This is a genomic window from Flavobacterium sp. GNP001, assembly GCF_054343775.1.
The window spans coordinates 3,241,227-3,255,809 of sequence record NZ_JBTGUX010000001.1 but is presented as its reverse complement, the minus strand read 5'-3'; the positions used below and the strand labels follow the sequence as shown (position 1 = coordinate 3,255,809).

The 14,583-nt window shown below is 35.9% G+C and carries 15 protein-coding genes; all 15 read right to left on the bottom strand.

Going from position 1 to position 14,583, the window contains the following annotated elements; genetic code table 11:
- Window positions 1–179: 179 nt before the first annotated feature.
- Window positions 180–893: a DsbA family oxidoreductase gene (locus ACXX8U_RS14025; RefSeq protein WP_458566372.1), complete on the bottom strand. Its 714-nt coding sequence runs from the start codon at window positions 891–893 to the stop codon at window positions 180–182.
- Between the two features lie 168 nt (window positions 894–1,061).
- Window positions 1,062–2,432 carry an NADH-quinone oxidoreductase subunit N gene (locus ACXX8U_RS14020; RefSeq protein WP_458566371.1) on the bottom strand — a complete coding sequence of 457 codons (1,371 nt, stop codon included), beginning with the start codon at window positions 2,430–2,432 and terminating at the stop codon, window positions 1,062–1,064.
- A gap of 12 nt (window positions 2,433–2,444) precedes the next feature.
- Window positions 2,445–3,887 carry a complex I subunit 4 family protein gene (locus ACXX8U_RS14015; protein WP_458566370.1) on the bottom strand — a complete coding sequence of 481 codons (1,443 nt, stop codon included), beginning with the start codon at window positions 3,885–3,887 and terminating at the stop codon, window positions 2,445–2,447.
- A 9-nt stretch (window positions 3,888–3,896) separates the two neighbouring features.
- Entirely contained in the window at window positions 3,897–5,780 is a 1,884-nt protein-coding gene (gene nuoL / locus ACXX8U_RS14010; protein WP_458566369.1) for an NADH-quinone oxidoreductase subunit L, read from the bottom strand.
- Between the two features lie 6 nt (window positions 5,781–5,786).
- Window positions 5,787–6,107, bottom strand: coding sequence for an NADH-quinone oxidoreductase subunit NuoK (gene nuoK, locus ACXX8U_RS14005; protein WP_166139024.1), 321 nt, complete (start codon window positions 6,105–6,107; stop codon window positions 5,787–5,789).
- Window position 6,108: 1 nt separating this feature from the next.
- Complete coding sequence (locus ACXX8U_RS14000) at window positions 6,109–6,621, bottom strand: NADH-quinone oxidoreductase subunit J family protein (RefSeq protein WP_166139020.1); 513 nt, start codon at window positions 6,619–6,621, stop codon at window positions 6,109–6,111.
- Complete coding sequence (locus ACXX8U_RS13995) at window positions 6,621–7,166, bottom strand: NuoI/complex I 23 kDa subunit family protein (RefSeq protein WP_458566368.1); 546 nt, start codon at window positions 7,164–7,166, stop codon at window positions 6,621–6,623. The genes ACXX8U_RS14000 and ACXX8U_RS13995 overlap by 1 nt, the downstream gene beginning before the upstream one ends.
- 151 nt (window positions 7,167–7,317) lie before the next feature.
- Window positions 7,318–8,370 carry an NADH-quinone oxidoreductase subunit NuoH gene (nuoH, locus tag ACXX8U_RS13990; RefSeq protein ID WP_166139015.1) on the bottom strand — a complete coding sequence of 351 codons (1,053 nt, stop codon included), beginning with the start codon at window positions 8,368–8,370 and terminating at the stop codon, window positions 7,318–7,320.
- A complete protein-coding gene (locus ACXX8U_RS13985) occupies window positions 8,363–9,412 on the bottom strand; it encodes an NADH-quinone oxidoreductase subunit G (protein ID WP_458566367.1) in 1,050 nt (349 codons plus the stop codon). Before ACXX8U_RS13985 ends, nuoH begins: the two co-directional genes overlap by 8 nt.
- A 69-nt stretch (window positions 9,413–9,481) precedes the next feature.
- Window positions 9,482–10,849, bottom strand: coding sequence for an NADH-quinone oxidoreductase subunit NuoF (gene nuoF / locus ACXX8U_RS13980; protein ID WP_166139009.1), 1,368 nt, complete (start codon window positions 10,847–10,849; stop codon window positions 9,482–9,484).
- Window position 10,850: 1 nt separating this feature from the next.
- The gene (locus ACXX8U_RS13975; protein ID WP_210790725.1) at window positions 10,851–11,381 is read right to left on the bottom strand and encodes a complex I 24 kDa subunit family protein; all 531 of its coding nucleotides are present in this window, start codon (window positions 11,379–11,381) and stop codon (window positions 10,851–10,853) included.
- Window positions 11,382–11,462: 81 nt separating this feature from the next.
- Complete coding sequence (locus ACXX8U_RS13970; protein ID WP_166139003.1) at window positions 11,463–12,701, bottom strand: NADH-quinone oxidoreductase subunit D; 1,239 nt, start codon at window positions 12,699–12,701, stop codon at window positions 11,463–11,465.
- Window positions 12,702–12,732: 31 nt separating this feature from the next.
- Window positions 12,733–13,254, bottom strand: a complete 522-nt coding sequence (locus ACXX8U_RS13965; protein WP_210790723.1) for an NADH-quinone oxidoreductase subunit C — start codon at window positions 13,252–13,254, stop codon at window positions 12,733–12,735.
- A 3-nt stretch (window positions 13,255–13,257) separates the two neighbouring features.
- Window positions 13,258–13,806 (bottom strand): NADH-quinone oxidoreductase subunit B, encoded by a 549-nt coding sequence (locus ACXX8U_RS13960; RefSeq protein ID WP_166138998.1) that lies wholly within the window; start codon window positions 13,804–13,806, stop codon window positions 13,258–13,260.
- 127 nt (window positions 13,807–13,933) lie between these two features.
- Entirely contained in the window at window positions 13,934–14,299 is a 366-nt protein-coding gene (locus ACXX8U_RS13955; RefSeq protein ID WP_166138995.1) for an NADH-quinone oxidoreductase subunit A, read from the bottom strand.
- Window positions 14,300–14,583 lie beyond the last annotated feature (284 nt).

Sequence of the window (14,583 nt, the reverse complement as noted above, 5' to 3'; positions counted from 1 at the left end):
GAGATTGAGTATATTCTACACCTAAGTAAAATATTTATTTAAAGAATTTACAACTAAGGAATTACACTTTTGACATAAAAACAACAGTATCACATTTAGATAAAGAGCGAGTAAGATTTGAAGAACTATAAAAAAGCAAAAAGGCTGCACTCATAATATGCAGCCTTTTTTTATACTTTTTAACAGCCTTCTATACCACAGCTATCTCCCGAAGAATCATTAAGTAATTGCGGTTTTACTATAAAATCACCTTCGTCCCAAACTTTATTTAAAGTGTTCACAAAAGTCTCGACATGTTGCGCTCCAGATACCGCATATTTATTATCGAATACAAAAAAAGGAACACCTTGTACACCAATTGCATTAGCCTCGGCTATATCAGCGCGAACTTCGGCAACATATTTATCTGATGAAAGAACCTCTTCAATTTCAGTAGAAGGAAGTCCTGCAGCAAGTCCTAAATCAAAAAGCGTATTGTTGTCGTTTACATCCTTGCCATCCGTTAAATAGGCTTTTAGAAGCAATTCTTTTAACGCATCACCCAAGTTATACTTTTTAGCTAAATGCAACAATTGATGCGCCTTTAACGAATTAGCCATAATCGCATTTTCAAAATGAAAATCCAAACCTGAATTAGCTGCATTTTGGGTCATGTTGGCTAACATCTCCTTTGCCCAATCGGTATCTTTTCGATATTTTTCAGCCAAATGATCAACCAAGTTATCATCAGGAGAGGCAACGAAATTAGCATCTAACTGAAAGCTTTTCCATTCAATTTCCACAGTCTCTTTAAACTTGAACTGTTCAAGTGCAACCTCTAGCCTTCTCTTTCCGATATAACAAAACGGACACATAATATCCGACCATATTTGAATTTCTAAAGTATTTTGCATCTGTTCTATAATTTAAAAAATTATTGTTTGTATATACAAATGTACAACACTAAATAAAAACTACGTCTGCCATTATGCTTTAATTAAGAGTTTAAAGCTAGTTTTAAAACATAAAAAAACCATCAAAATTACTTTTGATGGTTTTGTATTATTGAGAATTTTATTCTTTTACGAAATAAGGTCTAACACTACTGAAGGAAACAAACCTAGTGCAATATTCAAAACTATTGCAATAACAGCAACTGCATAAATTATAACCGGCGTTCCAGTTCTCGTCTCATTCGCATCCTTAGTGAACATGGCTAATATAAGTTTAAAGTAATAACCAACACTGATAATTGAATTGATCACAGCAACAATAACTAGGGCAAGATATCCAGCTTTTATGGTATCACTAAACAAAACCAACTTAGCAAAGAAGCCTGCGAAAATAGGAATACCTGCCATAGACAGCAAAGCGGCAGTCAAGATCACAGCCAATAAAGGATTTGTTTTTCCTAAACCATGAAAATTTACAATATCTTCATTATCTCTATTTTTACATACATACAACACCACACTAAAAGCCGCTATTCCAGCAAGTGCGTAGGCAGAAGTATAATACAATAAACTACCTGCAGCAGTAGACAGACTTAATAAAGTCATCAACATAAAACCCGCGTGCGAAATACCAGAAAAAGCCAACATTCGCTTTACATTAACTTGACGTAATGCCATAATATTTCCAACCGTCATCGAAGCCATCGATATAATGACAACAACCAATTGGAAGGATTCAGAAACATCAGCATTCATTACCGAAAGTAACTTGAACAAAGTAGCAATAGCAACCACCTTAGCCAAAGTACTCATCAAAGCTGTAGTTAGTGCAGGAGATCCTTCGTAAACATCTGGAGCCCAAAAATGGAACGGTACAGCAGCAACTTTAAATAACATACCAATGGTAAGCAACACAATTCCGATAGGGAACCAAATAGGCAATTCGGCTGATTGAGATAGTTCACTAATTTCAGTAACATCAAAACTACCCATTGCTCCATAAATTAAACAAATACCGAACAATATAATACCTGAAGCAAATGAACCCATCAAGAAATATTTCATCCCCGCTTCGTTACTTTTTAAACTCAATCGATCGCTTGCAGCTAAGATGTAAAGTGCAATAGATAAAACTTCGATTCCTAAAAAGAACATCGCTAAATTTCCAAAGGCAACCATAGCAACAGCGCCGGCTAACAAAAATATTTTGATAGCAATAAAGTCAGAAATTTTAGACTGATTTTGTTCATAAAAATTATGCCCCAAAGCAACCAAGAAAATTGTCAAAACAATAAACAATGATGAAAATGCTCCTGAAAATTTACTTACAACAATCATGTTGTTATAAAAACTAGCAGGCGTATCCATTTCCGAAATTGTCAAACCAAGTACACCCAAAAGACCAATAATCGTAATTGGAACAATGGCTTTACGTAAATTAAATATTTCAAATAAAAGGCATAAAACACCTAATCCTATTATAGCTATTAATGTATTCATTTCTTATTTGACTTAGTTAATTCGGTTGATTTGTGTTAAAATTTCTTCAAGACTTGGCGTAATCAAGTCGGTAATTGGTTTAGGATACATTCCGAAAAAGAACAACACTCCAATAATGATAATAAAAGTAATCGCTTCAGATAAAGTAACATCAGCAAATACTTTGTTATTGGTTTCTCCTAACATTACATGCTGGTACATTTTCAACATGTAGTATGCTCCCAAAATAATCGTTATTCCTCCCAATATAGCGAACCAAACATTGATGCCGTATAAACTGTAAAGAACGGTAAACTCCCCTACAAAGTTAAAGGTAGTTGGTAAAGCTACAGAGGCCAAAACCAATATTAAAAATAGTGAACTAAATTTAGGAGCTTGAGTTCGCACACCACCCATTTCTGAGATTAATCTAGTTTCATATCTTCTAAACAAAACTTCAGCTGCATAAAACAATCCTACAACAACAAATCCGTGAGCGATCATTTGCAAAACTGCACCACGCAATCCATCTAATGTTAATGTATATGTTCCAGCTGCAATTAAACCTACGTGTGCCAACGAAGAATAAGCTAATAATTTCTTCAAATCTCTTTGTCTAAGCGCCACTATTGATCCATAGATAACACCTGCAATACCAAGACCTATAAAAACAAACATGTACTCTTTAGCCGCTAGAGCCGTAAGAGGTAATTGCCAACGGATAACACTATATAAACCCATTTTTAACATGATACCCGAAAGTAACATTGTTCCAACGGTTGGCGCTTTTTGGTAAACAGCAGCTTGCCAAGTATGAAATGGAATCAAAGGAATTTTAATTGCATAAGCTAAAAAGAAAGCAAGGAAAATCCAAAACTGCTCGTCAGCTGACAAATCCAATTGATACAAATCTTCTAAAAGTAAACTTCCAGCTTTTTGGTACATGTACACAAAAGCCACCAACATAAATAAAGAACCTGCAAGGGTGTAAATAAAGAATTTAACTACTGCCCTTTTGCGTGACTCTGAATCGCCATTACCCCACAATAAAGCTATAAAGTAAATAGGAACAAGTGCCAATTCCCAGAAAACATAATACAACAATCCATCACTTGCTAAAAACGTTCCGACCATTGCAAAGGACATGAACAAAACTAATGCATAGAAAGCTTTCGTGTTTTCAAATTTGGAACCCAATGAAGAAAGGATAATTATAGCTGTAAGAACGGTAGTCAATAACAACATGGCTATTGATAACCCATCTACTTTAAGTGCAAAAGATATATTAGGTTGCGCGATCCATTGCTGAATGAAGTTGGCATTTTGACCTAAATTATATTGATTTAGTATAACGATAGAAGCAGCTGCTGCCACTATACTGAAAAGTAAAGCTACTTTCGAAGCTAATTTATCACCTGAAAGAAAAGTGACAAAAGCACCTACTAAAAGAATAATTAAAATAAGAGATACATTCATAATATACGTTTATTGAGCTAAGAATAAATAAGAAACGATGGCACAAAGACCCAACACAAATACAAAAAGATAGAGTCCGATACTTCCAGTTTGTATTTTCTTACCTTGATAGCTTAATTCATTAGTCACTTTTCCAAAACCTAAAACTAAAGCTGATAAACCTGTCTCAACAGTATCTCTAAAAAAGTTAGAAAGAGCATTGATTGGTTTCACAAATATTGCATCGTAAACTTCATCAACATAATACTTGTTGTATATCGTTTTAGATAATCCAGTAAGCGCTTCGTCTTGAACAGGTACATTATTTTGCTTAACAAATTTGATGTAAGCTAGACCAATACCAAACAATCCACCAATAATAGCAACACCCATCAACATGTATTCAGTAGTACCTAAATGATGTGCAGCGGTAGCTAACTTTGGTAAAATCGGAATTAAATAGTGATTCAACCAACTGTTTCCTGGCAAACTAATAACACCACCTACTGTCGCTAAGATTGCTAATATTATTAATGGAATGGTTATCAAAGCTGGACTTTCGTGTAAATGATGTTTTTGCTCAGCAGTTCCTCTAAATTCTTGAAAGAACGTCAAGAACATCAATCGGAACATATAAAAAGCAGTCATGATAGAAGCGATACTTGCCACAACCCATAATGGAATATTATGATGGAAAGCAACTAACAATATTTCATCCTTAGAGAAGAAACCTGAAAACAAAGGAACACCAGAAATGGCTAATGAAGCAATCAACATCGTAATAAATGTAATTGGCATTGCTTTACGTAAACCACCCATATTACGCATGTCTTGTTCTCCGTGCAAAGCATGAATAACTGATCCTGAACCTAAGAACAAACAAGCTTTGAAGAACGCATGCGTGATTACATGAAATACAGCTACTTCATAAGCTCCTAAACCTAAAGCCAAAAACATTAATCCTAATTGAGAAACAGTAGAATAGGCCAACACTTTTTTGATATCGTTTTGTAACAAACCAATTGTAGCAGCAACCAAAGCAGTTACAGCACCTACAATTGCAATTACATTCTGAACATCTGGTGTTAAATCAAATAAAAAGTTCAAACGTGTTATCATAAAGATACCCGCCGTAACCATGGTAGCGGCGTGAATCAATGCAGAAACAGGAGTTGGTCCTGCCATTGCATCTGGCAACCAAGTATACAAAGGAATTTGAGCCGATTTACCACAAGCTCCAATAAACAATGCGAAACCTGCAACAGTAAGCCAATACATATCCACATTACTTCCGGTTGTGATGGCCGCTTTTAAACTAGTATAATCAACCGTCGAGAATAAACTTCCTAAGATGAAAATTCCAATCAACAATCCTAAATCACCAATACGGTTCATGATGAAAGCTTTCTTTGCAGCATCATTATATTCTTGATTTTTGTACCAAAATCCAATTAACAAGTACGAGCAAAGACCAACGCCTTCCCAACCGATAAACATTACCAATAGGTTACTTCCTATTACTAAAGTAATCATGAAAAAAATGAACAAATTCAAGTACGCAAAAAACTTGTGCATGTTTTCGTCATCATGCATGTAACTGATAGAATACAAATGAATCAATGATCCGATTCCTGTTACAAAAAGCAACCACAATAAAGAAAGTTGATCCAACTGAAATCCGAAATCAACTTTAAAATTGCTAATCTGAATCCAATCAAACAAAGCAATACGAATACCCTCCGGTTGCGCCGCTAATCCTCCAAAAAAGTAAACTGTAGCTACAAAACTAACTACAACTGCAAGTGTACCTATGACACCCGAAACCGTTTTGCCAAGGCTTTTGCCAAAAAACACATTCAATAAAAATCCTAAAAAAGGAGCAAGAACTAAAACTAAAGCTATATTGGTATTCATCTCCATTTATCCTTTTAAGTTTTTTAAATTATCAATAGTAATTGAGCCAAGATTTCTGAAAATAGAAACCAAAATAGCCAATCCTACTGCAACCTCTGCTGCTGCAACTGCCATCGAAAAGAACACAAAAACTTGTCCTTGTGCATCTTGATGGTAAGTTGAAAATGCTACAAAAAGCAAATTCACCGCATTCAACATAATTTCAATAGACATAAATACGATAATGGCATTTCGTCTGTACAACACTCCAAAAATCCCAATACAAAAAAGTATGACACTCAAGAATATGTAATTTTCAATACCAATGTGGTTTAAAATATTATTCATCTTATTTCTGCAATTTTTCTTTTTTAGACAATAATACTGTTCCAATCATCGCAACCAATAATAATATCGAAGCAAATTCAAACGGAACCATGTATTCATTCAGTAACACTTTACCAAGCACTTTGATTGATTGATAATCCTCGCCAGTAGTTACATATTCTCCAACAATTGGCTTTGAATTAATGAAAATCAATATCAAAACCGCACAAATCAAACAGAACGAAACAATAGCTCCTAAACGGGTAATTCGCGGGCGGTGCACTTCTTTCTGTTCATTTAAATTCATCAACATGATCGTAAAGAGAAACAAAATCATGATAGCCCCTGAGTAAACAATGACGTGAACTATTGCTAAAAATTGCGCATTCAATAAAAGGTAATGTCCTGCGATAGAGAAAAAACAAATCACTAAATAAATAGCACTGTGAATTGGGTTTCGACTAAAAATAGTTAAAAATGCGGTGGCTAAAGTAATTGCAGCCAATACACAAAATATGATAAGTACTGTAGACATTAGTTAGCGTTTTTAAGTTGAGTATTTTTCATAGCCATTTCCAAAGGCATTACTAATCTGTCTTTGCCAAAGATAAAATCTTCTCTCTCATAGCTTGACGGTACAAGAACTTTACTTGTTGTAAGGTAGATGGCGTCTTTCGGACAAGCCTCTTCACAAAGACCGCAAAAAATACAACGCAACATATTAATTTCATAAATAGAAGCATATTTCTCCTCACGATACAAATGCTTTTCATCCGCTTTACGCTCTTCGGCTTTCATAGTAATAGCTTCAGCCGGGCATGATAAGGCACATAAACCACAAGCGGTACAGTTTTCACGACCTTGTTCGTCACGCTTTAACATGTGTTGCCCGCGGTAAACCGGACTCATGGCACGAACTTGCTCCGGGTATTGTATGGTAACCTTTCTAGTAAACAAATGCTGAATGGTGATAAGCAATCCCTTGATAATCGCAACAAGGTACATGCGCTCCCAAAAAGTCATCTCCTTGTTGGAGACTAACTTTTTTCTTCCCGATAAGGATATACTTTCTATTGACATTTTTTATTTTTATTTGAAGCTTATTCCTGCTATTCGTTTCAATCTTTTATCCTGATAAAAATCAGGCTAAAAGGATTTTCACTACTATCAGGGCTAGGGCTTACGGTAAACAACTCTAATTTCTTCCTGGTTTTAGTACAGCTAACTTAATTTATAATCCAAAATAAGCAGCGATATCAGCTCTTAAAATTACAATTCCGGTAATTATAATATTGATAATCGAAAGCGGAATCAAAATTCTCCATCCTAAGTTCATCAATTGATCGTATCTAAATCTAGGAATCGTCCAACGTACCCACATGTAGAAAAAGATAAACCCACACAACTTGATAAATAAAGCACCAAACCCTAAAATATTCGCCGCATTCACTCCCCAATTTTCAACAACCCAACTCATTCCTGGATAATTATACCCTCCAAAAAACAAGACCGCTAAAATAGTAGAAGAAATGAACATATTTGCATATTCAGCAAATAAATAAAAGCCCATTTTCATAGACGAATATTCCGTGTGGTAACCTCCAATTAATTCACTTTCGCACTCCGCTAAATCAAAAGGAGTTCTGTTCGATTCTGCAAAAGCACAAATTAAAAAGATTACAAACGAAAGTGGTTGGTAAAATACATTCCAGTTCATTCCAGCTTGCTGTGCAGAGATTTCTCTTAAACTTAAAGTTCCAGTCATCATCAACAAAGCAATCATTGAAAGTCCCATGGCAACCTCATACGACACCATTTGCGAAGCAGCACGAACCGCTCCCATCAACGAGAACTTATTGTTCGAAGCCCATCCTCCAATCATGATTCCGTAAACACCCACAGACACCACTCCAAAAAAGTAGAGTAAACCAATGTTCAAATCGGTTGCTTGTAATAAAATATCTCTTCCAAACAAATGCAACCTGTCTCCCCACGGAATCACAGCACTTGTCATTAAAGCCGTACTCATAGCAATAGCTGGACCTACAAAAAACAAGAAACGGTTTGGCGTATTTGGCTCAAACTCTTCTTTAGAGAATAATTTTAAACCATCAGCTAGTGGTTGAAACAAACCTAGCGGACCCGCTCTGTTTGGTCCTACACGATCTTGCAACCATGCTGCCACTTTACGCTCTGCCCAAGTAGAATACATTGCCATTAACATCGTCAACGCAAAAACGGCAACAATGATGACACTTTTTTCAATTATAATAACGCTATCCATTGTTCTCGGTAGTATTAAAAGTTGTACTTCCTTCGTTTGTCAATGGAATTTCAGCCATACTGATTTTTTTACGATCTACTGCTCTACCCAACAAAATGTTCTCTTCAGTTGCAATTTGCACTTTTTCTAACTTTCTGTTGTATTTGTTCACGTTGATTACAGAATCTTTTTCAAAAGCTCTTGGTCCTTCAATAGTCCAGTCAGCTACATCTTTGTGGTCAAAACGACAACCGTTACAAATGAACTCATCAACTTCATGGTATTCATCTTTACGACCAGTTACGCGCTGAATTTCGTCACCAAACATCCAAACAGTAGTTTTACCTGAACAAGTAGGACAATCTCTGTGTGCATTATACGGTTTGCTAAACCAAACTCTTGATTTGAATCTAAACGTTTTATCCGTTAAAGCGCCGACAGGACACACATCAATCATGTTTCCTGAAAACTCATTGTCAATTGCTTTTGAAATACATGTTGAAATATTAGAGTGATCTCCTCTATCCATAACACCGTGCACGCGCTCATCTGTTAATTGGTCAGCCACCATTACACAACGGTAACAAAGGATGCAACGATTCATGTGTAACTGAATATTCGGACCAATATCTTCTGGCTCAAAAGTTCTTTTCTCTTCAATAAAACGAGTTTCTGACTTTCCGTGCTCAAAACTTAAGTTTTGCAAATCACATTCACCAGCTTGATCACAAACTGGGCAATCTAAAGGGTGATTGATCAATAAAAACTCAGTTACCGATTTTCTGGCTTCTTGAACTCTTGGTGATGATTTACTATTCACTTCCATTCCGTCCATACAGCCTGTAACACATGATGCCATTAATTTTGGCATAGGTCTTGGGTCTGCATCGCTACCTTTGGCAACTTCAACTAAACAACAACGGCATTTTCCACCGCTTCCTTTTAGTTTAGAATAATAACACATCGCTGGCGGTACTACCTCACCACCTATCATACGTGCTGCTTGCAGGATAGTTGTTCCTTGTTCTACTTCTATTGACTGTCCGTCTATTGTTACTTTCATTTCTTTATTAGTTTCAAGTTTAAAGTTTCATATTTCAGGAGTTGTCCTGAATTTGAAACCTGAAACGTTTTATACTGTTTGCTTTGCTACTAGGTGCTTTACTTGTTCAAAAGGCTCGGCAACAAAATGATTTCTATTTTTGATTTTCTCTGGGAAACGAATGTGGTATTCAAATTCATCTCTAAAGTGACGAATCGCAGCCGCTACTGGCCATGAAGCAGCATCACCTAAAGGACAAATCGTATTTCCTTCAATTTTACTTTGAATACTCAACAACAATTCGATATCTTCCTCACGTCCGTGTCCGTTTTCAATACGGTGCAATACTTTTTCTAACCAACCCGTACCTTCACGACATGGTGAACATTGCCCACAACTTTCATGATGATAAAAACGAGAAAAATTCCATGTGTTACGAACGATACAAGCTGTATCATCATAAACAATAAAACCTCCTGAACCCAACATCGATCCTGTAGCAAATCCACCATCACTCAAAGACTCATAAGTCATCAAACGATCTTCGCCATTTGCTGTTTTGTAAATCAAATTTGCTGGCAAAATTGGCACAGAACTTCCTCCTGGTACAAACGCTTTCAATGGTCTGTCAGAACTCATACCACCCAAATATTCATCTGAGTTCATGAATTCGTACACACTTAATCCTAAATCAATTTCGTAAACACCAGGGTTTTTAATATTTCCTGAAGCAGAAATTAATTTGGTTCCCGTAGATCTACCTATACCGATTTTAGCATAGTCAGCACCTGAATTGTTTACAATCCATGGCACGGCTGCAATGGTTTCAACATTATTCACTACCGTTGGATTAGCCCATAAACCAGATACTGCAGGAAACGGCGGCTTGATTCTTGGGTTTCCTCTTTTACCTTCTAACGACTCAATAAGAGCAGTCTCTTCTCCACAAATATAGGCACCACCACCAATTTGAACATGTAAATCCAAATCGTATCCGGTACCTAAAATATTTTTACCCAACCATCCGGCAGCTTTCGCCTCAGCAATGGCGCGTTCTAAAATTTTATACACCCACATGTACTCTCCACGAATGTAGATGTACGATAAATTTGCACCAAGAGCATAACTTGAGGTAATCATTCCTTCAATCAATAAGTGCGGAATGTACTCCATCAAATAACGATCCTTAAAAGTACCCGGCTCCGACTCATCAGCATTACAAACCAAGTGTCTTGGCTTACCCGATTTTTTGTCGATAAAACTCCACTTCATCCCTGCAGGGAACCCTGCTCCACCACGACCACGTAATCCTGAAGTCTTTACTTCTTCTACTACTTCGTCAGGTGTCAAGGTTTTTAAAGCTTTTTCTACAGAAGCATAACCACCATTAGCGCGGTACACCTCGTAAGTTTTAATTCCTGGAATATTTACTTTATCTAATAATATTTTCTGTGACATATTATTTATCGTGTAGAATTATTGTATTGTTTTTGCAATCATCAATTAACTGATCTACTTTTTCTTTGGTCAAATGTTCCTTGTAAAAATCACCCAACTGCATCATTGGAGCATATCCACAAGCACCTAAACACTCTACTCCTCGAACTTCGAATAAACCGTCTGCCGTAGGTTCTCCAACCTTTACACCTAATTTTTCGCAAGTATAATCCATCAAGTCCTCTACTCCATTCAAACAACAAGGTGATGTTTGGCAAAATTCAAACATGTATTTACCAACTGGTCGACGGTTGAACATGGTATAAAACGAAACTACTTCATACACCTCAACCGGTTTTATCGAAAGGATCTCCGCTACTTTATCTTGCAATTCAATACTCAACCAATCATTGTGAGCATCTTGAACTTCATGCAAAACAGGAAGTAAAGCTGATTTTTGTTTGCCCTCTGGATAATGACTTATTAGCTCATTGATGCGAGTCATCAAGGCTTCAGTCATATTTATTTCTTGTTTGTACTGTGTTCTTTCCATTTTAAATATTTTAAATTTTGAATTATAAACTTTAAATGTTTTGAATACTTTATAATTTAAAATTCATCATTTATAATTTTACTAAGCGTCTAACTCTCCCGCAATTACATTTAAACTTGACAAAATAACAATCGCATCAGATAGTAACGAACCTTTAATCATTTCTGGATACGCTTGGTAGTATATAAAACAAGGTCTACGGAAATGCAAACGGTATGGGGTTCTACTTCCATCGGTTACCAAATAAAAACCAACTTCACCATTTCCTCCTTCAACAGGATGGTAAATTTCAGCCACTGGTACTGGAACTTCACCCATAACAATCTTAAAGTGATAAATTAAAGATTCCATGTTGTTATATACATCTTCTTTTGGAGGCAAGTAATAATCTGGTACATCAGCATGGTATTCATTTCCTGCTGGCATTTTATCCAACGCTTGACGAATAATGCTTAAACTCTCCCAAACCTCGGCATTACGAACGCAAAAACGATCGTAAGTATCACCTGATTTTCCTACCGGTACGATGAAATCAAAATCTTCGTATGAAGAATAAGGTTGTGCAACACGCACATCATAATCTACACCAGCTGCACGCAAGTTAGGACCCGTAAAACCATAAGCCATAGCTTGTTCTGCAGTGATCGCTCCAACATTAACGGTACGGTCAATAAAGATTCTATTTCTTTCAAAAAGGTTTTCAAACTCTTTCCAAGCAACTGGAAATTCTTCTAAAAACACATCTAATTTTCTAAAAGCTTCTGGAGACCAATCTCTTTCAAAACCACCAATACGACCCATATTTGTTGTCAAACGAGCACCACAAATTTCTTCGTAAATCTCATATACTTTTTCTCTAAATTGAAAAACATATAAGAAACCAGTGTAAGCTCCAGTATCAACTCCTAAAATAGAGTTACAAATAATATGATCGGTAATACGCGCTAATTCCATTACTATAACACGCAAGTACTGCGCACGTTTTGGAACCTCAATACCTAACAATTTTTCTAAAGTCATCCACCAACCCATATTATTGATAGGCGATGAACAATAATTCATCCTATCTGTAAGGGGAGTGATTTGATAAAAAGGTCGGTTCTCGGCGATTTTTTCGAATGCTCTGTGAATATATCCAATTGTAGGCTCTGCCTCTAAAATACGTTCCCCATCCATCAACAAGATATTTTGAAAAATACCGTGTGTAGCTGGGTGCGTAGGCCCTAAATTTAGAATCGAAAGCTCGCTTCCGTCTTCATTTAGTTGCTCTGCAATTCGTTTAGCATAGCGATGCTCTGGTGGTAATAATAGTTCTGACATTTAGTTAATGTGAAAAATTATAATATTTTTTTTAGCAATTTTTGACAGTACGACCGAAGAAACGATCGTCTTTATCCGTTCTTCCGCTGTCTTCCATCGGAAACTCTTTACGCATGGGGAACGAAATCATTTCATCCATATTCAAAATACGTTTCAATTGTGGATGACCAATGAAGTTAATACCGTAAAAATCGTATGCTTCACGCTCCATCCAATTAGAACTTAAAAAGATGTTGGAAATGGTTTTAATTTCAGGATTAGCGCCATTTAAATACGCTTTGATTCGGATTCTTTTGTTCTCGTACCAATTGTGCAGGTGATATACCACTGCAAACTGATGATCTTCATCATTATCAGGGTAATGAATACCGCATAAATCAGTTAAGAAATGAAAACGTAATGTAGGATCATTTTTCAAAAAAAGGATGATAGCAGTAATTTTATCTGAACTCGCTTCAAATGAAAATATATCTTGTTCTTGTTTGAAGTCAAAAACAGCTGAATCAAAAGTTTCAACTAGTTTTTCTTGAATTTGTGTAGTTTCTAGCGCCATTCTTTATTTGATATTATAAGAAGCTAATAATTCTTGGTATTCAGGTGAACTTCTGCGTCTCACCGATTCAGTTTTTACCAATTCTTGCAATTTCATTACACCATCAACAATTTGTTCTGGTCTAGGTGGACATCCTGGCACATAAACATCTACAGGAATTACTTTATCAATACCTTGTAAAACAGAATACGTATCGAAAATACCACCAGATGAAGCACAAGCACCAACAGCAATTACCCAGCGAGGCTCAGACATTTGCTCGTATACTTGACGCAAGATAGGCGCCATTTTTTTTGATATTGTTCCCATTACTAGTAACATATCCGCTTGACGAGGCGAAAAACTCACACGCTCTGATCCGAAACGGGCCAAATCATAATGTGAAGCCATTGTTGCCATAAATTCGATTCCACAACAAGAGGTTGCAAATGGCAAAGGCCATAATGAATTGGCACGAGCCAAACCCACAACATCATTCAGTTTTGTAGCAAAAAAACCTTCACCAACAACACCTTCTGGAGGGGCAACCATAGTTACATTTGAATTACTCATCTTTTGAAAAATTATGAAGTATGAATTATGAATTGTGAGTTCATAATTAAAATTTTAAAACATCCTTTTAAAACACATTAGAAATTAGAATCTATGGCATTCGCTAGTTCCAATTCCTAAATATTCTTTATTCCCACTCGAGTGCCTTCTTTTTGATAATGTAAAAGAAACCCACCAAAAGCAACAACATAAAAACAACCATCTTGATCATTCCATCCATTCCTAGTTCTCTAAAATTTACAGCCCAAGGATATAAAAAGATAACCTCAACATCAAAAAGAACAAAAAGAATAGCTACCAAGAAATATTTAACAGAAAAAGGAATACGCGCATTACCTACGGATTCGATTCCACATTCGAAATTTTTATCCTTCACCTCCGAAGATCGCTTAGGACCTAATTTACCCGAAACTAAAATAGTACCTACAACAAAACCTACAGCTAAAATGAACTGCATAAGGATTGGAATGTAATTTAATTGATCTGATTGCATATAATGGTTTTTACGAATAACAATAAGCTACAAAGATAACTTTCAAAAAATTAAATACCAATTAAAACTTAGAAATACATGACTACTACAACGATGTAAATTTGCAATTTTTATCAATTATAAATAAGGCTTTAATAAATAATTAAGAGCTGTTTAAGCTTGATTTTTTACGAATATGTAAATTTTCGATTCCATCAATCTTTCCGATGATGCATATTCATAAAAAAAGCGTCCCGATATATTCGGGACGCCTTAAACATTCGTAGGCAATAAAAAAGTATTTT